The organism is Streptomyces sp. NPDC001828, assembly GCF_042892175.1.
Lineage (GTDB): Bacteria > Actinomycetota > Actinomycetes > Streptomycetales > Streptomycetaceae > Streptomyces.
In genome coordinates, this window is record NZ_JBIATV010000002.1 from 805,704 (window position 1) to 827,010 (window position 21,307).

Genomic DNA, 21,307 nt, shown 5'->3' on the forward strand with positions numbered 1-21,307 from the left:
CCACAGGGTGTCTTTCGGGTCGAAGGTCCCGGGCCGCCGCACCCCGCCCCCGAGGACGTCCGGCCCCACCGCCGAGGGCGCCCAGCCCCGCCCCCGAGGACCTCCGGCCCCGCCCCCGATGCCCCTCCGCCCCGCCACGGCCCGCCGGAGGCCCCCGCCCGGGCGGGCCCCCGCCCGCCGCGTTCCGGCCGTCCCCGGTAGCCCTCCCCGGCAGCCTCACCGGGGCCCGGCGGCCCCACTGCGGCTAGGGTCTGTCCGGCGGATCTGGTCGCCGTCGGCGGGCTTCGGCTTTACGGTGCTGGTGAGCGGGGGTCTGGTGCGTTCAGCTGCAAGGCGGAGGATTGAGGCGACGCGGAGCGTCGCCGATTGACGACAACGCCGCAGATGGGCGTGCCAGACCCCCGCATCCCAGACAAGATCCGCCGGACAGGCCCTAGGCTCGGAAGCCGGGTCTTGATCGGGTGGGCCGGTTCCGGGAACCCCCGGCCGGGCGTGCGGGTGTACGTACATGTGGGAGGCGGCCAGATGACCGTGCCGGGGCGCAGGAGCAGTACCTTCACACGGCTGCTGCGGCATGGCTTCACCGATCCCTCGGCCGCCGAGCGGCTCCTGGAGAGCCCCGAGCTGGCGTCCGTACGGTCCGACCCGGTGCTCCTGGACGCGCTCGGCGCGACCGCCGACCCCGATCTCGCCCTGCTCGGGCTCGTCCGCGTCGTGGAGGCGACGGACGACGACGAGCGCCGCGCCCTCCTGGACACCCTGGTCACCGCGAAGCCCCTGCGCGACCGGCTGCTCGGGGTGCTCGGCGCCTCCGAGGCCCTCGGCGACCACCTCGCCCGCCACCCGCGCGACTGGCACGCCCTGGTCACCTACGAGGCGGCGGACCTGCACCCCGGGGTCGCCGAGTTCGAGCGGGGCCTGGCCGAGGCCACCGACCCCGTGTCCCTGCGGGTCGCCTACCGCCGCTGCCTGCTGGCCATAGCGGCCCGCGACGTGTGCGGCACGACCGATGTGGCCGAGACCGCCGCCGAACTCGCCGACCTCGCGACCGCGACCCTGCGCGCCGCCCTCGCCATCGCGAGCACCGCGGCCCCGGCCGATGCCGCGCAGTGCCGGCTCGCGGTGATCGCGATGGGCAAGTGCGGGGGCCATGAACTCAACTACGTCTCCGACGTGGACGTGATCTTCGTGGCCGAGCCCGCCGAAGGCTTCGACGAGGGCAAGGCCATGCAGGCCGCGGGCCGGCTGGCCGCCCACCTCATGCGGATCTGCTCGGAGACCACCGTCGAGGGCGTGATCTGGCCCGTCGACGCGAACCTGCGCCCCGAGGGCCGCAACGGCCCGCTGGTGCGCACGCTCTCCAGCCACCTCGCCTACTACCAGCGCTGGGCCAAGACCTGGGAGTTCCAGGCCCTGCTCAAGGCCCGCCCGGTGGCCGGCGACCCCGTGCTCGGCCGGGACTACGTCGAGGCCGTCTCACCCCTGGTCTGGCAGGCGGCCGAACGCGACAACTTCGTCGCCGACGTGCAGAAGATGCGCCGCAGGGTCGTCGACAACATCCCCGCCGCCCAGGTCGAGCGCGAGCTCAAGCTCGGGCCCGGCGGTCTGCGCGACGTCGAATTCGCCGTCCAGCTCCTGCAGTTGGTGCACGGGCGCAGCGACGCCACCCTGCACAGCGGCTCCACCCTGGACGCGCTCGCGGCGCTCGCGGCCGGCGGATACGTCGGCCGCGCGGACGCGGCCCAGATGGACGAGGCGTACCGGTTCCTGCGCGCCATGGAGCACCGCATACAGCTCTACCGGCTGCGCCGCACCCACCTCGTGCCGGAGGACGAGGCCGATCTGCGCCGGCTCGGCCGCTCGCTCGGCCTGCGCACCGAGCCCGTGGTCAGCCTCAACAAGGAGTGGAAGCGGCACGCCTCCGTCGTGCGCCGGCTGCACGAGAAGCTGTTCTACCGGCCGCTCCTCGACGCGGTCGCCCAGCTCGCGCCCGGCGAGACCCGGCTCAGCGCCCGCGCCGCCGCGCACCGCCTCGAAGCGCTCGGCTACGCCGACCCGGCGGCCGCCCTGCGTCACCTGGAGGCGCTGTCCTCGGGCGTGAGCCGCAAGGCCGCCATCCAGCGCACCCTGCTGCCCGTGCTGCTCGGCTGGTTCGCGGACTCGGCCGACCCGGACGCCGGCCTGCTCGGCTTCCGCAGGGTCTCCGACGCGCTCGGCAAGACCCCCTGGTACCTGCGGCTGCTGCGCGACGAGGGCGCCGCCGCCGAGAACCTGGCCCGGGTCCTCTCGGCCGGCCGGCTCGCCCCCGACCTGCTGCTCCGCGCCCCCGAGGCGGTCGCCATCCTGGGCGACCCGGACGGGCTCGCGCCGCGCGGCCAGGACCACCTGGAGCAGGAGGTGCTGGCCGCCGTGGGCCGCGCCGAGACCGCCGAGGGAGCCGTGGCAGCGGCGCGCGGGGTACGTCGGCGCGAACTGTTCCGGACCACCGCGGGCGACCTGATCGGCTCCTACGGCACCGAGGAAAGCCCCGCCGAGGAGGACCCGGGCGCCCTGGTGGACCGGGTCGGCAACGCGGTCACCGACCTGAACGCGGCCACCATCGCGGGCGCCCTGCGCGCCGCCGTGCGGGCCGAGTGGGGCGAACTGCTTCCGACCCGCTTCGCGGTCATCGGCATGGGCCGCTTCGGCGGCCACGAGCTGAGCTACGGCTCGGACGCGGACGTCCTGTTCGTGCACGAACCCCGCGAGGGCGTGGACGAGCAGGAGGCCGCGCGGGCCGCCAACCGCGTCGTCACCGAGATGCGCCGACTGCTCCAACTCCCCACCGCCGACCCGCCGTTGCTCATCGACGCCGACCTGCGGCCGGAGGGCAAGTCGGGTCCGATGGTGCGCACCCTCAAGTCCTACGAGGCCTACTACCGGCGCTGGTCGCTGGTCTGGGAGAGCCAGGCACTGCTGCGCGCCGAGGTGATGGCGGGCGACCGGGACCTCGGGTCACGGTTCATCGAGCTGATCGACCCGCTGCGGTATCCGGTGGAGGGCCTCGGCGACGACGCGGTGCGCGAGATCCGCCGCCTCAAGGCGCGCATGGAGTCCGAGCGGATGCCGCGCGGCGCCGACCCCACCCTGCACACCAAGCTGGGCCGGGGCGGGCTCTCCGACGTCGAGTGGACGGTCCAGCTGCTGCAGATGCGGCACGCCTGGGAGCTGCCCGGGCTGCGCACCACGCGGACCCGGCAGGCGCTGGCCGCCGCGCACGCGGCCGGGCTCGTGGGCACGGAGGAGGCCTCGATACTGGACGAGGCGTGGGTGCTGGCTACGCGGGTGCGCAACGGGGTCATGCTGGTCCGGGGGCGGGCCGGGGACACGTTCCCCTCCGACGGGCGGGAGCTCGCGGCGGTCGGGCGGTACCTGGGGTACGAGCCGGGGCATGTCGGGGACATGCTGGATGACTACCGGCGCCTTACGCGCAGGGCGCGGGGGATCGTGGAAGAGCTGTTTTACGGGGCGCATCTTTAGCGTGCGGCTTGGTCGGGGTCGCTGCTCCTGGGGGCTCTGCCCCCAGACCCCCGTTCGCGCCTTGAGGGCGCTCGTCCTCAAACGCCGGACGGGCTGTAGGTGACCCGGTGTTCGCGGCCTCGGGCGCGCTCGTCCTCAAGCGCCGGACGGGCTGTAGGTGACCCGGCGTTTGCGGCCTCAGGCGCGCTTGTCCTCAAGCGCCGGACCGGCTGGACGTGATCCCCAGCGCCTCGGCGTGGAGGCGGGGACCAGCTTCGGGAGCTGGTGGGGGAAGCTGCCGTACCAGGCGCGGGAGGCCAGGAAGCCGAAGGTCAGGCAGAGCAGGCCGCCCACCGCGTCCAGCCAGAAGTGGTTCGCCGTGGATACGATCACGATCAGGGTGGCCGTCGGGTAGAGCAGGCCCAGGATCTTCGCCCAGGGCGCGGAGGCGAGCGCGAAGATCGTCAGGCCGCACCAGGTCGACCACCCGATGTGCATGGACGGCATCGCCGCGTACTGGTTCGACATGTTCTTCAGGTCGCCCGACGCCATCGAGCCCCAGGTGTGGTGCACCAGGACGGTGTCGATGAAGCCCCCGCCGTTCATCAGGCGGGGCGGGGCGAGCGGGAAGAAGTAGTAGCCGAGCAGGGCCACGCCCGTGGTCGCGAAGAGTACGAGGCGTGACGCCGCGTAGCGGCCGGGGTGGTAGCGGAACAGCCACACCAGGACACCGATGGTGATGATGAAGTGCAGTGTCGCGTAGTAGTAGTTCATGCCGACGATGAGCCATGTCACCGAATTCACGGCATGGTTGACCGACTGCTCCACGGCGATGCCGAGGTGGTGCTCGACGCTCCAGATCCAGTCCGCGTTCTTGAGCGCCTTCGCCTTCTGCTCGGGCACCGCGTTGCGGATCAGTGAGTACACCCAGTAACTCACCGCGATCAGAAGCACTTCGAACCAGATGCGCGGGCGGCGCGGCAGGCGCACAGCACGCAGCCGGGCGGAAAATCCGCTTCGTCCCGGTTCGTTGCTTGAGGGTGAGGCCGACGGCTCATGCGGTGGAGCGGCCGTCCGGCCTTCCAGAGTCTTCACGGTCATTTCACCCATAGGAAGAGAGTCTGCCAGATGCACATACCCCCCGCCGATCATCCTCCGGTCGGGTTCGCTCCGCACCTGCTACTCCCAAAGGACGAGGTTTCCCGGCGTGCGTCAGGGCCGGCTTCGGGGTCTCGCGCCGGAGGTCGAACCGCGCACGACCAGCTCGGGCATGAAGACGAACTCGCTGTGCGGCGCGGGGGTGCCCCCGACCTCTTCGAGCAGGGCGCGGACCGCCGCCTGCCCCATCGCCGTCACCGGCTTGCGGATGGTGGTCAGCGGTGGGTCGGTGAACGCTATCAGCGGAGAGTCGTCGAAGCCCACCACAGAGACATCACGGGGCACATCGAGACCCGCCTGGCGCGCGGCCCTGATCGCGCCGAGCGCCATCATGTCGCTGGCGCACACCACCGCCGTGCAGCCCTGCGCGATGAGCGCGGAGGCCGCGGCCTGGCCGCCTTCGAGCGTGTACAGGGAGTGCTGGATCAGTGACTCCGCCTCGGCGGTCGTCAGGCCGAGCCGGTCCTGCATCCCGGCCGTGAAGCCCTCGATCTTGCGCAGCACCGGCACGAAGCGCTTGGGTCCGACCGCGAGGCCGATCCGGGTGTGGCCGAGCGCCGCGAGGTGGGTGACCGCGAGCCGCATCGCGGCCCGGTCGTCGGGGGAGATGAAGGGCGCCTGCACCTTCGGCGAGAAGCCGTCCACCAGGACGTACGGGACGCCCTGGGCGCGCAGCTGCTCGTAGCGCTCCATGTCGGCGGTGGTGTCCGCGTGCAGCCCCGAGACGAAGATGATCCCGGAGACGCCCCGGTCCACCAGCATCTCGGTGAGCTCGTCCTCGGTGGAGCCGCCCGGAGTCTGCGTCGCGAGCACCGGGGTGTATCCCTGCCGGGTCAGCGACTGGCCGATGACCTGGGCGAGGGCGGGGAAGATCGGGTTCTCCAGCTCCGGCGTTATCAGGCCGACGAGCCCCGCGCTGCGCCGGCGCAGTCGTACGGGCCGCTCGTAGCCCAGCACGTCGAGTGCGGCCAGAACGGATTCGCGGGTGCCCGCGGCCACACCGGGCTTGCCGTTGAGCACGCGGCTGACTGTGGCTTCGCTGACCCCCGCCTGGGCTGCGATGTCGGCGAGCCGTGCGGTCACGGGATTGGACTGTACCGGTCGCACGTCAGATTGCCCACCAGACGGCGGACTCGGCCGGGAGCAGGGCGCTTTTCGCACCGAACTCCACGGCCGCGCTGGTGAGCACCGGCCTTCCCGCGAGCGGGAGTTGGACCTCGTGGGCCGTGGTGTTCACGGTGCAGACGAAGCCCGGCCGGGCGAAGGCGAGCACCCCGGCGGGCGCGGGCAGCCAGCTCATCGTGCCGTCGCCGAGGCCCGGCAGCTCGCGGCGCAGGGCGAGGGCCGCCCGGTAGAGCTCGAGGGTCGAGTGCGGGTCGCCCGACTGGGAGGCGACGCTGAGCCCGCGCCACGCGTCGGGCTGCGGCAGCCAGGCGGCCGATTCGCCGAACCCGTGGCTGGGCCCTTCCGCGCTCCACGGGATCGGGACGCGGCAGCCGTCGCGGAAGCCGTCCTGGCCCGCCGCGCGGTGGAAGGCGGGGTCCTGGCGCAGCTCGTCGGGCAGCTCGGTGACCTCGGGCAGGCCCAGCTCCTCGCCCTGGTAGAGGTAGGCGGAGCCGGGCAGCGCCAGGGTGAGGAGGATCGCGGCGCGGGCCCGGCGCAGGCCCTGGGCGCCGCCGCCGTAGCGGGTGACATGGCGTACGACGTCGTGGTTGGAGAGCACCCAGGTGGTGGGGGCGCCGACCGCGCCCGTCGCGGCGAGCGAGGCGTCGACGGTCGCGCGCATCAGCTCGGCGTCCCAACCACAGGTGAGGAACTGGAAGTTGAAGGCCTGGTGCAGCTCGTCGGGGCGTACGTACAGGGCCAGGCGCTCGGACGAGGGGGCCCAGGCCTCGGCGACCGCGATGCGCTCGCCCGGGTAGGAGTCGAGCAGGGTCCGCCAGGCGCGGTGGATCTCGTGGACGCCGTCCTGGTCGAAGAAGGGGAGCACCTGGCTGCCGATGAGCTTGGCCTGCTCGCTGGCGCCGATGTCCGGCAGGCCCGGCGCCTTGACCATGCCGTGGGCCACGTCGATGCGGAAGCCGTCCACGCCGAGGTCCAGCCAGAAGCGGAGCACGGACTCGAACTCGGCGTGCACCGCCGGGTGGTCCCAGTTCAGGTCGGGCTGCTCGGGGGCGAACAGGTGCAGGTACCAGTCGCCGTCGCCGGCTCTCGTCCAGGCGGGCCCGCCGAACACCGACTCCCAGTCGTTGGGCGGGAGTTGACCGTCCGCGCCCTTGCCGGGACGGAAGTGGTAGCGCGCGCGCTCGGGGCCGCCGGCCAGCGCCGCGCGGAACCAGGGGTGCTGGTCCGAGGTGTGGTTGGGGACGACGTCGACGATGACGCGCAGGCCCAGGCGGTGGGCCTCGCGCACCAGGTCGTCGGCGTCGGAGAGAGAGCCGAAGAGCGGGTCCACCGTCCGGTAGTCGGCCACGTCGTAGCCGCCGTCGGCCTGCGGGGAGGCGTAGAAGGGGGTGAGCCAGACCGCGTCCGCGCCCAGTTCCCTCACGTACGGCAGCCGGGCCGTGATGCCGGGCAGGTCGCCGATGCCGTCGCCGTCGCCGTCCGCGAAGGAGCGCACGTACACCTGGTAGATCACCGCGTCGCGCCACCAGCCGGTCCGGGGCCCGGCGGGCTCCTGGGTGACGGCGGTCGTCGTCAGCTCCTGCGTCATGGGGGCCCTCTCGAGAATCCAGCGGTCACGGGATCAACGCCGATGGCCCCCGAAAGTAACAGCCTTGCAAGACCTTGCGGAACCCTTGCAGTCCTGCCGCGGGTGCGGGTGGACCAGGAATACCGGCTTTGACAAGGCGCACAACGGCAACCGTGCGGACACGCTGATATAACGATCGACCGCCCTTGCAGAAATTCTTCGCAAGGTCTTTCGGTCGCCTTTCATCCTTGTTACGTTCCTGGCGATCCGGCGCCGTGATGGAACGGCACCCAGTGAAGGAGTTCTCATGCGACGTGGCATAGCGGCCACCGCGCTCGCGGCGACCCTCGCGCTCGCGGCGACGGCCTGCGGTGGCAGCGACAGTGACGGCGGCAAGGCGGACGGCCCCGTCACCATCACCTGGTGGGACACCTCGAACGCCACGAACGAGGCACCCACGTACCAGGCGCTGGTCACGGAGTTCGAGAAGGCGAACCCGACGGTCAAGGTGAAGTACGTCAACGTCCCCTTCGACCAGGCGCAGAACAAGTTCGACACCGCCGCCGGCGCCAAGGGTGCCCCGGACGTGCTGCGCGCCGAGGTCGGCTGGACGCCCGCGTTCGCGAAGAAGGGCTACTTCCTGCCGCTCGACGGCACCGAGGCCCTCGCCGACCAGGCCAAGTTCCAGCCCAGCCTGATCAAGCAGGCCCAGTTCCAGGGCAAGACCTACGGCGTTCCGCTGGTCACCGACACCCTCGCCCTCGTCTACAACAAGGCCCTGTTCGCCAAGGCCGGCATCACCAAGGCGCCCACCACCTGGGACGAGCTGAAGGCGGACGCCGCCCTCGTCAAGGAGAAGGCCGGCGTCGACGGCTACTGGGCCTCCACCGCCGGGTACTACGCCCAGCCGTTCCTGTACGGCGAGGGCACCGACACCGTGGACGCCGCGGGCAAGAAGGTCACCATCGCAAGTGCCCCCGCCGTCAAGGGACTTGAGACCTGGAAGGGCCTGTTCGACGGCCCCGGCCTGCACAAGGCGGACGTCACCGCCGACGCGTACGCCCACATCCAGGACGCCTTCGTGAACGGCAAGGTCGCCGCCATCGTCCAGGGCCCGTGGGAGATCACCAACTTCTACAAGGGCTCCGCCTTCAAGGACAAGGCCAACCTCGGCATCGCCACCGTCCCGGCCGGATCCGCGGGCAAGGCGGGCGCCCCGACCGGCGGCCACAACCTGTCCGTGTACGCGGGCTCCGACAAGGCGCACGCGGCCGCCGCGATGAAGTTCGTCAACTTCATGACCTCGGCCAAGAGCCAGGAGTCCATCGCGCTGAAGAACTCCACGCTCCCCACCCGCGTGGACGCCTACACCGCGCAGGTCAAGGCCGACCCGGGCATCGCCGGCTTCCAGAGCGTGCTCCCCGCCGCCCAGCCGCGCCCGGAGCTGCCCGAGTACAGCTCGCTGTGGACCCCGATGGACACCGAGCTGCCGAAGGTCGCGGACGGCAAGGAGTCCGTCGCCGACGCCACCAAGAGCCTTCAGCAGGACATGGCCAAGCTGGTTCCCGACTTCACCAAGTGAGCCCCGCCGCCGGGCCGTTCCCCCTCGGGGACGGCCCGGCGGCACGCACGTCCGTCGAACTCCCCGGAAAAGGTGTCGAGATGACCGTTGCCGTCGATGGCGCGGCCCCCAAGAGCGCGTCCCCGGCGCGCCGGGGGCCGCTGGAGCGCGTCCGGCGCTCCTGGCAGAAGCACTGGTACGCGTACGCGATGGTCGCGCCGATCGTCGTCGTGCTCGGCGTCCTGGTGCTCTATCCGCTCGTCCAGGGCGTCTACTACACGCTCACCGACGCCAACAGCCTCAACTCGGCGCGCACCATCGGCGCCAACCACATCGAGGCGACCTACGAGTTCGTCGGGCTGCACAACTACGCGGACATCCTGTGGGGGCCGACCGCCTGGGACCGGTTCTGGTCGCACTTCCTGTGGACCGTGGTGTGGACCGTCGCCTGTGTGACCCTGCACTACGTCATCGGGCTCTCGCTCGCCCTGCTGCTCAACCAGAAGCTGCGCGGCCGCACCTTCTACCGGATGATGCTGATCCTGCCGTGGGCGGTGCCCACCTTCGTCACCGTGTTCTCCTGGCGCCTGATGCTCAGCGACTCCGGCATCGTGAACACCGTGCTCGGCACCTTGCACCTGCCGCAGCCCGAGTGGCTCGAGCAGCCGCACTTCCAGCAGCTCGCCGCGATCCTGGTCAACACCTGGGTGGGCGTGCCGTTCATGATGGTCTCGCTGCTCGGCGGGCTCCAGTCGATCTCCGCCGACCTGTACGAGGCCGCCGAGATGGACGGCGCGAGCGCCTGGCAGCGCTTCCGGCACGTGACCCTGCCGGGCCTTCGGCCGGTGAGCGCCACCGTCGTGCTGCTCGGCATCATCTGGACGTTCAACCAGTTCGTGATCATCTTCCTGCTGTTCGGCAACGGCGGCGCCCCGGACGCCCAGATCCTGGTCACCTGGGCCTACCGGCTCGGCTTCGGACAGCAGCCCCGCGACTTCGCCCAGTCCGCCACCTACGGCGTGCTGCTGCTCTCCATCCTGATCGTCTTCACCTCCTTCTACCGACGCTGGCTGGCCCGCAATGAACAGGTCTGATGCCCCCATGGCCCCCAAGGTCGTCTCCCGGGACCACACCCGGCGCCGCACCGCCGTCCTGTCGCACCTGGCACTGAGCGTCGCCAGCCTCGTCGCCCTCTTCCCGATCGTCTGGCTGCTCTTCCTCTCGCTCGGGCCCGACAAGGACGACTACCTGCACCCGGGCCGCATCTGGTCCAAGATGTCCTTCTCCAACTACGCGTTCGTCACCGAGCACACCAAGTTCTTCACCTGGCTCGGCAACACCGCCCTGATCGCGGTCGCGACCTGCGTCATCGGCGTGATGTTCGCGGCCACCACCGGCTACGCGGTCTCGCGCATGCGCTTCCCCGGCTACCGCAAGCTGATGTGGGTGCTGCTCGTCACCCAGATGTTCCCGATCGCCGTGCTGATCGTGCCGATGTACCAGATCCTCGGCGACCTCGGCCTCATCGACACCTACGGCGGCCTCATCCTGGTGTACTGCTCCACCGCGGTGCCGTACTGCGCCTGGATGCTCAAGGGGTACTTCGACTCGATCCCGATCGAGATCGACGAAGCGGGCCGGGTCGACGGGCTCACCCCGTTCGGCACCTTCTTCCGCCTCATCCTGCCGCTCGCCCGGCCGGGCCTCGCGGTCGCCGCGTTCTACACCTGCCTCACCGCGTGGGGCGAGGTGGCGTTCGCCTCCACGTTCATGCTCGACGACGGCAAGTACACGCTCGCCGTGGGCCTCTCCAGCTTCGTCAGCCAGCACGACGCCCAGTGGAACTACATGGCCGCCACCGCCGTACTCATCGCCATCCCCGTCTCCGCCGTGTTCTACCTGGTGCAGAAGCACCTGGTCACCGGCATGACCGCGGGCGCGACCAAGGGCTGAGCCGGGCTCCGCCCCGGCCCCCACCAGCAAAGGCTCGGGGGTTGACCACCCCCAGACCCCTAAGGACGACATGACCCAGCACTTCACCGCCCCCGACCGCCTCACCGGGAAGACCGGTACGCAGTGGTGGCGGGACGCCGTGATCTACCAGGTCTATCCGCGCAGCTTCGCCGACGGGAACGGTGACGGCATGGGCGACCTCGACGGCGTGCGCGCCCGGCTGCCGTACCTGCGCGACCTCGGCGTCGACGCCGTCTGGCTCTCGCCCTTCTACGCTTCCCCGCAGGCCGACGCCGGCTACGACGTCGCCGACTACCGGGCCATCGACCCGATGTTCGGCACCCTGCTCGACGCGGACGCGCTGATCCGCGACGCCCACGGGCTGGGCCTGCGCGTCATCACCGACCTGGTGCCCAACCACTCGTCCGACCAGCACGAGTGGTTCAGGCGCGCCGTCGAGGAGGGGCCCGGCTCGCCGCTGCGCGCCCGCTACCACTTCCGCCCCGGCAAGGGCGAGAGCGGTGAACTCCCGCCCAACGACTGGGAGTCCATCTTCGGCGGCCCCGCCTGGACCCGCACCGAGGACGGCGACTGGTACCTGCACCTGTTCGCCCCCGAGCAGCCCGACCTGAACTGGGACCACCCGGCGGTCGCCGACGAGTTCCGCTCGATCCTGCGCTTCTGGCTCGACATGGGCGTCGACGGCTTCCGCATCGATGTCGCCCACGGCCTGGTCAAGGCGCCGGGCCTGCCCGACATCGGCGGCCACGACCAACTCAAGCTGCTCGGCAACGACGTCATGCCGTTCTTCGACCAGGAGGGCGTGCACGAGATCTACCGGTCCTGGCGGACCATCCTGGACGAGTACGACGGCGAGCGCATCGCGGTCGCCGAGGCCTGGACCCCCACGGTCGAGCGGACCGCCCTGTACGTACGCCCCGACGAACTGCACCAGGCCTTCAACTTCCAGTATCTGGGCGCCCCTTGGGAGGCGGCGGCGCTGCGCGAGGTCATCGACACCTCCCTCGCCGCGATGCGCCCGGTCGGCGCCCCCGCCACCTGGGTCCTGTCCAACCACGACGTCACCCGGCACGCCACCCGCTTCGCCAACCCGCCGGGCCTCGGCACCCAGCTGCGCACCCCGGGCGACCGGGAACTCGGCCTGCGCCGGGCCCGCGCGGCCACCCTCCTGATGCTGGCCCTGCCCGGCTCGGCCTACGTCTACCAGGGCGAGGAGCTCGGCCTGCCCGACGTCACCGACCTGCCCGACGAGGTGCGCCAGGACCCGTCGTTCTTCCGCGCGGCGGGCCAGGACGGCTTCCGCGACGGCTGCCGCGTCCCGATCCCGTGGACCGTCGAGGGCACCTCGTACGGGTTCGGCAGCGGCGGCAGCTGGCTTCCGCAGCCCGCCTCGTGGGGCGGCCTCAGCGTCGAGGCGCAGACCGGCGACGCCGACTCCACCCTTGAGCTGTACCGCGCGGCCATCGCGGCCCGCCGCGCCCACCCGGGGCTCGGCGCCGGGGACGACCTGCGGTGGCTGGACGCCCCCGAGGGCGTCCTCGCCTTCGCCCGCGAGGGCTTCGTGTGCACGGTGAACCTCACGGGACGCCTGGTGTCGCTGCCGGTGCCCGGCCGCGCCCTGCTGTCCAGCGGCCCCTTCGCGGTGGACGGCGACCGGTTCGAGCTGCCGGGCGACACGACGGTGTGGTGGACGGTGTGAGCCATGCCGCGCAGCCGGGCGGGCCGCGCCTCGCGGACATCGCGGCGCAGGCCGCCGTCAGCGAGGCCACCGTCAGCAGGGTGCTCAACGGCAGGCCCGGTGTCGCCGACCCCACCCGCCAGCGGGTGCTCGCGGCCCTGGACGTGCTCGGCTGGGAGCGCCCGGCCCGGCTGCGCCGGCGCAGCGAGGGGCTGATCGGCCTGGTCACCCCGGAGCTGACCAACCCGATCTTCCCCGCCTTCGCGCAGGCGGTGGAGCAGGTCCTCGCGGGCCACGGCTACACGCCCGTCCTGTGCACCCAACTGCCGGGCGGGGCAACGGAGGACGAGCTGGTCGAGCAGCTGGAGGAGCGGGGTGTCAACGGCATCGTGTTCCTGTCCGGGCTGCACGCCGACACCTCCGCCGACCCGGCCCGTTATCTGGCCCTGGCCGAACGGGGCGTCCCGTACGTCCTGGTGAACGGCTACAACGAGGCGCTGCGCGGGCCGTTCGTCTCGCCCGACGACCACGCGGCGATGCGGATGGCGGTGGGCCACCTGGCCGATCTCGGGCACACCCGGATCGGCCTGGCGGTCGGACCGCTGCGGTACGTGCCCTCGCGCCGCAAGGCCGAGGGCTTCACGGCGGCGCTGGGGGAGCGGCTCGGCCTGCCCGGGCACGAGGCGGCCGCCCGTGTCCGGCCCACCCTGTACAGCGTGGAGGGCGGCCAGGTCGCCGCGAACGCGCTGTTGGACCAGGGCTGTACGGGGATCGTCTGCGGCAGCGACATGATGGCGCTCGGCGTGGTGCGCGCCGCCCGCGAGCGCGGCCTGCGCGTGCCGGTCGACGTCTCGGTGGTGGGTTTCGACGACTCCCGGCTCATCGCCTTCACCGACCCGCCCCTGACCACGGTCCGCCAGCCCGTGCGGGCGATGGCGACGGCCGCGGTGTCCGCCCTCCTGGAGGAGATCGCCGGAACCCCCGTCCAGCGAACGGAGTTCGTCTTCCAGCCGGAGCTGGTGGTACGGGGGTCCACGGCGCGAGTCAAAAGCAGCCCCTCCGGCGTTTGAGGAGCGGGGGTCCGGGGGCAGGGCCCCCGGAAACGCCGGTCCACTCTCAGAACGGCTTGGTCGGCAAGTACTTGCCGTTGAGGGTGATCACAGCGCGCTCCCCGCCCTCGGGATCGGCCACCTTCTTCACGTCCAGCGTGAAATTGATGGCGCTGATGATGCCGTCCCCGAACTCCTCGTGCACCAGGGCCTTCAGCGTGGTGCCGTAGACCTGGAGCATCTCGTAGAAGCGGTAGATCGTCGGGTCGGTGGGGATGCCGCCCGGGATCGAGCCGCGGCTCGGGATGGTGGTCAGGAGCAGGGCCGCGTCGTCGTCCAGGCCGAGCAGCTCGGCGACGGCCCGCGCGGACTCGGCGGGCAGCGCGTGCTGGCCGAGCACGGCCGCGGTGACGAAGGCGACCGAGAAGCCGGCGGCGTCCGCGATCTGCTGCCACGAGAGGTCCTTGCGGAGCTTGGCCTCGACGGCGGCGGTGGCCAGGTCCTGGCGGGCGGTGGTGTCGTACTGGGACTGAATCACGAGTAACTCCTTGGTGGATCAGGTGAGTTGAGGGGACAGGGTCTCAGGCGAGGGCGCGGGCGGCGTCGAGTTCCTCGACCCTGCCGGTGGGGATGTCGTAGACCCAGCCGTGCAGCGTGAGCCGCCGCTCGGCCAGGGCGCGGGCCACCGAGGGGTGCGTCGCCAGGTTCGCGAGCTGGGCGCGTACGTTGCCGCGTACCAGGGCGTCGAGGTCCCCGGCGTCCGCGTGGGCCGGGGCCGCGTCCGCGTGCCGCAGCCAGCCGGCGATCGCGGGCAGCGCGGCGAGGTCGTGGCCCTCGGCGAGCGCGGTCATCGCGCCGCAGGCGGAGTGGCCGCAGACCACGAGGTCGCGGACGCCGAGCACACCGACCGCGTACTCGATGCTCGCCGCGACGCCGTCCGCGTCCGGGGTGTAAGCGGGCACCAGGTTTCCGGCCGTCCGGATGACGAACAGCTCGCCCGGCTCGCTCTGGGTGATGAGCTCGGGCACCACCCGGGCGTCCGAGCAGCTGATGAACAGCGTGCCCGGGCGGTGGGTGGCGGCCAGGTGGGCGAAGAGGTCCGCCTTGGCGGGGAAGACGCCGCGCTGGAAACGCGCGACGCCCTCGGCGAGGTCTTGCATGGTCACTCCCTTCGGTGCTGCCGACTCCGTGGGGGCCGACGGGATCCACCATGCATGAGCTGCGTCTATAGCGTCCAAGACGTAGTTTCCATATCTGCTATAGAGCTCATCTATAGTGGAATCCATGGCCCCGGAACTGCGTCATCTGCGCTATCTGCTCGCCGTCGCCGAGCAGGGCAACTTCACCCGCGCCGCCGAAGAGCTGCGGATCTCCCAGCCCACCCTGTCCCAGCAGATCAAGCAGCTGGAGCGCACCGTGGGCGTCCAGCTCCTCGACCGGAGCGGCCGCGCGGTGCGGCTCACCGACGCGGGGGAGGCCTACGCCCACTACGCGCGGCGCGCCCTGCGCGACCTGGCCGCGGCCGAGCGCGCCGTCCTGGACGTCGCAGACCTCTCGCGCGGGGGCCTGCGCCTCGCGGTGACCCCGACGTTCACCGCCTACCTCGTCGGCCCGCTCGTCGCGGAGCTGCACACCCGGCACCCCCATATCGCCCTGGACGTACGCGAGTTGGCACAGGACCGCATCGAGGCGGCGCTGCTCGCCGACGAGCTGGACCTCGGCATCGCCTTCGCGGGACCGCATCTGCCCGGCATCCACGCGACGGCCCTCTACACCGAGACCCTCGGCCTGGTCGTCGGTGCCGGCGCGGCACAGGCGGGCGCACTCGCCGTGCGCGACCTCGGAGAGCGTCAACTCGCCCTGCTCAGCGGCGACTTCGCTACCCGGGGTCATATCGACGCCTATCTCGGGCAGCACCGCGTGACGCCGCGCATCGCCGTCGAGGCCAACTCGCTCCAGGCGCTGACCGAGATCGTCCGCCGCACCCCGCTGGCCACCGTGCTGCCCGACGCCGTCGCGCACGAGCACCCGCACCTGGCGCCGGTCGCCCTCGACCCGCCGCTGCCGGCCCGCACGGTCGCGCTGTTGCGGCGCGAGAACGCCTACCGCAGCGCCGCCGCCCGGGAGTTCACCCGGCTCACCCAGGCCCTCGTCCGTGCCCGTGGCTACGCGCCGGCCTGACGAACGCCCGGGGCCCGGCTCAACGGCCGCGCAATTCCTTGCAGATGGACGCATCCGTGCTGCGGATTTCGCCCGAACCGTTGACCCCGGCCCTCCCTCCTCCTACGGTCACCTGCTCAGAGGCACTTGCAATCTTGCAGCAAGAACATTCAGCCGCGCCGGTACGTACGACCGAGGAGCATCCGGTGATCCCCCTGCGAAGAACGGCGGTCGCGCTCGCGGCCGCCCTGTGCGCCGCGTTCGTCCCCGCGCCGCCCGCCACGGCCGCCCCCGGGCCGCCCGCGCCGCCCGGCGACGCCCGCCTCGCCGCCGAACCCGCCCGGCACGACGCGACGCGCGAGCAGTTCTACTTCGTGCTCCCGGACCGGTTCGCGAACGGCGACAGGGCCAACGACCTCGGCGGGCTGACCGGTTCGCGTGCGCGGACCGGGTACGACCCGACGGACAAGGGCTTCTACCAGGGCGGCGACCTGGTGGGCCTCACCCGAAGGCTCGACTACATCAAGGGCCTCGGCACCACCGCCATCTGGCTCGCCCCCATCTTCAAGAACAAGCCCGTGCAGGGCACCGGCAAGGACGCGTCGGCCGGCTACCACGGCTACTGGATCACCGACTTCACCCAGGTCGACCCGCATTTCGGCACCAACGCCGACCTCGCCCGGCTGATAGCCGGGGCCCACGCCAAGGGCATGAAGGTCTTCTTCGACGTCATCACCAACCACACCGCCGACACCGTCGACTACGCCGAGAAGCGCTACGACTACCGGCCCAAGGGCGCCTATCCCTACCTCGATACCAGCGGCCGCCCCTTCGACGACCGCGCGGGCATGAGGAACGTCGACGCGAACTCCTTCCCCTACACGCCCGTCGTGCCCGTCGGGAAGGAGCGGAAGGTCCCGGCCTGGCTGAACGACCCCACGATGTACCACAACCGGGGCGATTCGACGTTCGCGGGCGAGAGCGGCGAGTACGGCGACTTCTCCGGGCTCGACGACCTGTGGACCGAGCGGCCCGAGGTCGTCACCGGAATGGAGAGGATCTACGAGAAGTGGGTCCACGACTTCGACGTGGACGGCTTCCGCATCGACACCGTCAAGAACGTGGATCTGGACTTCTGGACCCAGTGGGCGACCGCCCTCGACGCGTACGCGAAGAAGCGGGGGCGGCCCGACTTCTTCATGTTCGGCGAGACCTACTCGGCCGACCCCGCCGTCACCTCCCCGTACGTCACCCGGGGCCGCCTCGACGCCACCCTCGACTTCCCCTTCCAGGACGCGGCCCGCCAGTACGCCTCACAGGGCGCCCCGGCCACCAAGCTCGCCGCCCTGTTCGCCGACGACTACCGCTACACCACCGACAAGGCCAACGCCTACGAGCAGGTCACCTTCCTCGGCAACCACGACATGGGCCGCATCGGCACCTTCCTCAAGCAGGACCATCCGCTGGCGAGCGACGCCGAACTGCTCCAACGCGACCGACTGGCCAATGAGTTGATGTTCCTCAGCCGGGGCAACCCGGTGGTCTACTACGGCGACGAGCAGGGCTTCACCGGCGCCGGCGGCGACAAGGACGCCCGGCAGACCATGTTCGCGTCCCAGGTCCCCGACTACCTCGACGACGACGAGCTGGGCACCGGCCGCACCCACGCCTCGGACGCCTACGACCCCGCCCACCCGCTGTACCGCACCATCGCCGGCCTCTCCCGCCTCACCCGGGCCAACCCGGCGCTGCGCGACGGCGTCCAGACCGAGCGCTACGCCAAGGACTCCGTCTACGCCTTCTCGCGCACCGACGCCAGGACGCGCACCGAGTACGTCGTGGCCGTGAACAACGCCACCGCGCCCAGGACGGTCACCGTGCCCACCGGCTCAGCGAACGCCAACTTCGTCGTGCTGTACGGAGGTTCGGGCACGGTACGCAGCGGCTCGGACGCCGCCGTCCAGGTGACCGTGCCCGCGCTGTCCTCCCTCGTCCTGAAGGCCGCTGCCCCGCTGCCCGCCCCCGTCACCAAGCCGTCGGTCACCCTGAGGGCACCGGCCGCCGGGGCCACCGGCACGGTCGAGCTGTCGGCCGACGTCAGCGGGGGACAGCTCGACCGGGTCGTCTTCGCCGCGCAGAGCGGCAACGGACCGTGGCAGACGCTCGGCACCGCCGACCACGCCCCCTACAAGGTCACCCAGTACCTGGACCTGCCCGCCGGAACTCCCGTGCGCTACAAGGCCGTTGTCGTCGACAGCGCCGGACGCACCGCGAGCGCGCTCGCCGCCACCACGGCGGGGCAGACCCCCGCACCCGCGAAGCCGACGGCCGTCGAGCGGGACTACGCCGTGGTGCACTACCGGCGCCCGGCCGGTGACTACGACGGCTGGCAGCTGACGTCCGGGGACCGGAGCGCGGCCTTCACCGGCCGGGACGCCTACGGCGCCTTCGCCTGGGTCAAGGTCCCGCAGGGTGCCGCCTCGATCACCTACACCGTCGCCAAGGGCGCGAGCGCCGACGGGCCCGAGCGCACCGTCGACCTCGGCCGTACCGGGGAGGTGTGGGTGGAGCAGGGCAAGGACGGCCAGTCGGACCAGGCGCCCCCGGGCACCTACCCGCCGCAGGACACCTCCAAGGCGGTCCTGCACTACTTCCGGCCCGACGGCGACTACGACGGCTGGGGCCTGCACACCTGGACCGGGGCCGCCGCGCCCACCGACTGGTCCAAGCCGCTGATGCCGGCCGGCCGCGACGCCTACGGGGTGACCTTCGAGGTGCCGCTGGTCCCGGGCGCGACCTCGCTCAGTTACCTCCTGCACAAGGGCGACCAGAAGGACCTGCCCGACGACCAGTCCCTCGACCTCGCCACCTACGGCCATGAGGCATGGCTGCTCTCCGCGACGGCCAAGTACCTGCTGCCACAGGGCAGTTCGGGCGTCTCGCTCGACCTCGCCAAGTCCGAGGCGCAGTGGATCGACGCCGACACCGTGGTGTGGAAGGCCAAGGCGACCGGCGCCACCAGCGAGCAGCTCGTGTACGCGCCCGGCGGCGGCATCACCGTCAAGGACGGCGCCCTGTCCGACGAGGGCCAGTGGCTGCGGCTCGCGCCGGCCGCGCTGACCGACGCCCAGAAGGCCAGGTTCCCCCAGCTCAAGGACTACCCGGCGTTCACCGTGGACGCCCGCGACCGCTCCCGCGTCCGCGAGTCCCTGCGGGGTCAGCTCATCGCGACCCAGCGGGCTGCGAACGGGGCGCTGCTCGCCGCGACCGGCGTGCAGACCCAGGGCGTCCTCGACGACCTGTACGGCGCCAGGGCCACCCGGGCCTCGCTCGGCCCCGTGTTCGCCCACGGCCGGCCCACCCTCTCCCTGTGGGCGCCCACCGCCCGCGCGGTCTCCCTCGAACTCGACGGGCGCACGCTCGCGATGCGGCGCGACGACGCCACCGGCGTCTGGTCGGTGACCGGGCCCGTGTCCTGGGCGGGCAAGCCGTACCGGTACGCCGTGACGGTGTGGGCGCCCACCGTCCAGCGCGTCGTCACCAACCTGGTCACCGACCCGTACTCGACCGCCCTCACCGCCGACTCGGCGCGCAGCCTGGTCGTCGACCTCGCCGACCCGAAGCTGGCGCCCAAGGGCTGGGCCACCCTGAAGAAGCCGGCCGCCGTGCCGCTGCGCGAGGCCCAGATCCAGGAGCTGCACATCCGCGACTTCTCCATCGCGGACCCCACCTCGCACCACCCCGGCCAGTACCTGGCGTTCACCGACACCGGCTCCGACGGCATGAGGCACCTGGCCCGGCTGGCGAAGTCCGGCACCTCCTACGTCCATCTGCTGCCCGCCTTCGACATCGCGGGCATCCCCGAGCGCAAGTCCGAACAGGCCACCCCCGCCTGCGACTTGAAGGTGTACGCCCCGGACTCCGAGGAGCAGCAGGCCTGCATCGCCCGGTCGGCCGCGAAGGACGCGTACAACTGGGGCTACGACCCGCTGCACTACACCGTGCCCGAGGGCTCCTACGCCAGCGACCCGGACGGGACCCGGCGCACGGTCGAGTTCCGGCAGATGGTGCGGGGGCTCGCGGACGCCGGGCTGCGCACCGTCATGGACGTCGTCTACAACCACACCGCGGCGAGCGGGCAGGCCGACGGCTCGGTGCTCGACAAGATCGTGCCCGGCTACTACCAGCGGCTCCTCGCGGACGGCAGCGTCGCCAACTCCACCTGCTGCGCCAACACCGCACCCGAGAACGCCATGATGGGCAAGCTCGTCGTCGACTCGGTGGTGACCTGGGCCAAGCAGTACAAGGTCGACGGCTTCCGCTTCGACCTCATGGGCCACCACCCCAAGGCCAACATCCTCGCCGTGCGGGCCGCCCTCGACGCCCTGACCCCGGCGAAGGACGGCGTCGACGGCAAGAAGGTCATCCTCTACGGGGAGGGCTGGAACTTCGGCGAGGTCGCCGACGGCGCCCGCTTCACGCAGGCCACCCAGAAGAACATGGCGGGGACCGGGATCGCCACGTTCTCCGACCGGGCCCGCGATGCCGTGCGCGGCGGGGGCCCCTTCGACGCCGACCCGGGCGTCCAGGGCTTCGCCTCCGGCCTCTACACCGACCCCAACTCCTCGACGGCGAACGGCACCGAGGCCGAGCAGAAGGCCCGCCTCCTGCACTACCAGGACCTGCTCAAGGTGGGCCTGAGCGGCAACCTCGCCGCGTACACCTTCACCGACAGCGCGGGCCGCACCGTCAAGGGCTCCGACGTCGACTACAACGGCGCCCCGGCGGGCTACGCGGCGGCCCCGGGCGACGCGCTCGCCTACGCGGACGCCCACGACAACGAGTCGCTCTACGACGCGCTCGCCTACAAGCTGCCCGCCGGCACCTCGGCCGCCGACCGCTCCCGCATGCAGGTCCTCGCGCTCGCCACCGCCGCCCTCTCCCAGGGCCCGGCCCTGTCCCAGGCCGGGAGCGACCTGCTCCGCTCCAAGTCACTCGACCGCAACTCCTTCGACAGCGGCGACTGGTTCAACGCCCTGCACTGGAACTGCGCGGCGGGCAACGGCTTCGGGCGCGGACTTCCGCCGGCCGCCGACAATCGGCCCAAGTGGCCCTACGCCAAACCCCTGTTGACCAACCCGGCGCTCACCCCGGACTGCGCCCGGATCAACGGGACCTCCGCCGCCTACCAGGACCTGCTCGCCATCCGGAGCGGCGAGGGCGCGTTCAAGCTCGCCACCGCGGGCCAGGTCCAGTCGGCGCTCTCGTTCCCGCTGTCGGGGAGCGCGGAGACGCCGGGCGTGATCACCATGCGGCTCGGGCCGCTGGTCGTCGTGTTCAACGCGACGCCGACGGCCCAGGAGCAGCGGGTCGGTGACCTCGCGGGCACCGCGTACGCCCTGCACCCGCGACAGGCGGCCGGGGCCGACCCGGTGGTGAGGACGGCCACATACGATCAAGGTTCGGGGAGTTTCACAGTCCCGGCCCGTACCGTTGCGGTCTTCAAGCGGCACTGAAGCGATCATTCCAGGACGCTC

Annotated in this window: 13 protein-coding genes; 8 read left to right on the forward strand and 5 right to left on the reverse strand. The window is 71.8% G+C overall.

What is annotated here, in order from left to right:
- Nucleotides 1-525 precede the first annotated feature (525 nt).
- Complete coding sequence (locus tag ACFYZA_RS10610; RefSeq protein WP_388489189.1) at nucleotides 526-3,519, forward strand: bifunctional [glutamine synthetase] adenylyltransferase/[glutamine synthetase]-adenylyl-L-tyrosine phosphorylase; 2,994 nt, start codon at nucleotides 526-528, stop codon at nucleotides 3,517-3,519.
- A gap of 177 nt (nucleotides 3,520-3,696) precedes the next feature.
- Here ACFYZA_RS10610 and ACFYZA_RS10615 read toward each other — a convergent pair whose 3' ends face one another.
- The 3 genes from ACFYZA_RS10615 to ACFYZA_RS10625 all read right to left on the reverse strand — a co-directional run bounded on the left by ACFYZA_RS10615 (nucleotide 3,697) and on the right by ACFYZA_RS10625 (nucleotide 7,369).
- On the reverse strand, nucleotides 3,697-4,608 hold the full coding sequence (locus tag ACFYZA_RS10615) for a phosphatase PAP2 family protein (RefSeq protein WP_382600005.1): 912 nt from the start codon (nucleotides 4,606-4,608) through the stop codon (nucleotides 3,697-3,699).
- 102 nt (nucleotides 4,609-4,710) lie between these two features.
- Nucleotides 4,711-5,739, reverse strand: coding sequence for a LacI family DNA-binding transcriptional regulator (locus ACFYZA_RS10620; protein ID WP_167153659.1), 1,029 nt, complete (start codon nucleotides 5,737-5,739; stop codon nucleotides 4,711-4,713).
- 25 nt (nucleotides 5,740-5,764) lie between these two features.
- Nucleotides 5,765-7,369 (reverse strand): glycoside hydrolase family 13 protein, encoded by a 1,605-nt coding sequence (locus ACFYZA_RS10625; protein WP_388489193.1) that lies wholly within the window; start codon nucleotides 7,367-7,369, stop codon nucleotides 5,765-5,767.
- Nucleotides 7,370-7,655: 286 nt separating this feature from the next.
- Between ACFYZA_RS10625 and ACFYZA_RS10630 the strand changes: the two genes are divergently transcribed.
- The 5 genes from ACFYZA_RS10630 to ACFYZA_RS10650 all read left to right on the forward strand — a co-directional run bounded on the left by ACFYZA_RS10630 (nucleotide 7,656) and on the right by ACFYZA_RS10650 (nucleotide 13,631).
- The gene (locus ACFYZA_RS10630; protein WP_388489194.1) at nucleotides 7,656-8,930 is read left to right on the forward strand and encodes an extracellular solute-binding protein; all 1,275 of its coding nucleotides are present in this window, start codon (nucleotides 7,656-7,658) and stop codon (nucleotides 8,928-8,930) included.
- Nucleotides 8,931-9,010: 80 nt separating this feature from the next.
- Complete coding sequence (locus tag ACFYZA_RS10635) at nucleotides 9,011-10,003, forward strand: carbohydrate ABC transporter permease (RefSeq protein WP_388489197.1); 993 nt, start codon at nucleotides 9,011-9,013, stop codon at nucleotides 10,001-10,003.
- A gap of 7 nt (nucleotides 10,004-10,010) precedes the next feature.
- On the forward strand, nucleotides 10,011-10,862 hold the full coding sequence (locus ACFYZA_RS10640) for a sugar ABC transporter permease (protein ID WP_382599996.1): 852 nt from the start codon (nucleotides 10,011-10,013) through the stop codon (nucleotides 10,860-10,862).
- A gap of 70 nt (nucleotides 10,863-10,932) precedes the next feature.
- Nucleotides 10,933-12,582 (forward strand): glycoside hydrolase family 13 protein, encoded by a 1,650-nt coding sequence (locus ACFYZA_RS10645; RefSeq protein WP_388489198.1) that lies wholly within the window; start codon nucleotides 10,933-10,935, stop codon nucleotides 12,580-12,582.
- Nucleotides 12,567-13,631 carry a LacI family DNA-binding transcriptional regulator gene (locus ACFYZA_RS10650; RefSeq protein ID WP_388489201.1) on the forward strand — a complete coding sequence of 355 codons (1,065 nt, stop codon included), beginning with the start codon at nucleotides 12,567-12,569 and terminating at the stop codon, nucleotides 13,629-13,631. Before ACFYZA_RS10645 ends, ACFYZA_RS10650 begins: the two co-directional genes overlap by 16 nt.
- A gap of 46 nt (nucleotides 13,632-13,677) precedes the next feature.
- Here ACFYZA_RS10650 and cynS read toward each other — a convergent pair whose 3' ends face one another.
- Both cynS and ACFYZA_RS10660 read right to left on the reverse strand, forming a co-directional pair.
- Nucleotides 13,678-14,148: a cyanase gene (gene cynS / locus ACFYZA_RS10655; protein WP_382600203.1), complete on the reverse strand. Its 471-nt coding sequence runs from the start codon at nucleotides 14,146-14,148 to the stop codon at nucleotides 13,678-13,680.
- A gap of 43 nt (nucleotides 14,149-14,191) precedes the next feature.
- Nucleotides 14,192-14,770, reverse strand: a complete 579-nt coding sequence (locus tag ACFYZA_RS10660) for a carbonic anhydrase (protein ID WP_382600200.1) — start codon at nucleotides 14,768-14,770, stop codon at nucleotides 14,192-14,194.
- 124 nt (nucleotides 14,771-14,894) lie between these two features.
- On the opposite strand from ACFYZA_RS10660, the gene cynR reads away from it, so the two are divergent.
- Entirely contained in the window at nucleotides 14,895-15,791 is an 897-nt protein-coding gene (gene cynR, locus ACFYZA_RS10665; RefSeq protein WP_388489204.1) for a transcriptional regulator CynR, read from the forward strand.
- Nucleotides 15,792-15,976: 185 nt separating this feature from the next.
- Complete coding sequence (pulA, locus tag ACFYZA_RS10670) at nucleotides 15,977-21,286, forward strand: pullulanase-type alpha-1,6-glucosidase (RefSeq protein WP_388489206.1); 5,310 nt, start codon at nucleotides 15,977-15,979, stop codon at nucleotides 21,284-21,286.
- Nucleotides 21,287-21,307: the final 21 nt, after the last annotated feature.

Bases quoted from the DNA above. Each gene is read 5' to 3' on its own strand.
- ACFYZA_RS10610 (WP_388489189.1), top strand. From the start codon at position 526: ATGACCGTGCCGGGGCGCAGGAGCAGTACCTTCACACGGCTGCTGCGG.
- ACFYZA_RS10615 (WP_382600005.1), bottom strand. From the start codon at position 4,608: ATGGGTGAAATGACCGTGAAGACTCTGGAAGGCCGGACGGCCGCTCCA.
- ACFYZA_RS10625 (WP_388489193.1), bottom strand. From the start codon at position 7,369: ATGACGCAGGAGCTGACGACGACCGCCGTCACCCAGGAGCCCGCCGGG.
- ACFYZA_RS10630 (WP_388489194.1), top strand. From the start codon at position 7,656: ATGCGACGTGGCATAGCGGCCACCGCGCTCGCGGCGACCCTCGCGCTC.
- ACFYZA_RS10635 (WP_388489197.1), top strand. From the start codon at position 9,011: ATGACCGTTGCCGTCGATGGCGCGGCCCCCAAGAGCGCGTCCCCGGCG.
- ACFYZA_RS10640 (WP_382599996.1), top strand. From the start codon at position 10,011: ATGGCCCCCAAGGTCGTCTCCCGGGACCACACCCGGCGCCGCACCGCC.
- ACFYZA_RS10645 (WP_388489198.1), top strand. From the start codon at position 10,933: ATGACCCAGCACTTCACCGCCCCCGACCGCCTCACCGGGAAGACCGGT.
- ACFYZA_RS10660 (WP_382600200.1), bottom strand. From the start codon at position 14,770: ATGCAAGACCTCGCCGAGGGCGTCGCGCGTTTCCAGCGCGGCGTCTTC.
- cynR (WP_388489204.1), top strand. From the start codon at position 14,895: ATGGCCCCGGAACTGCGTCATCTGCGCTATCTGCTCGCCGTCGCCGAG.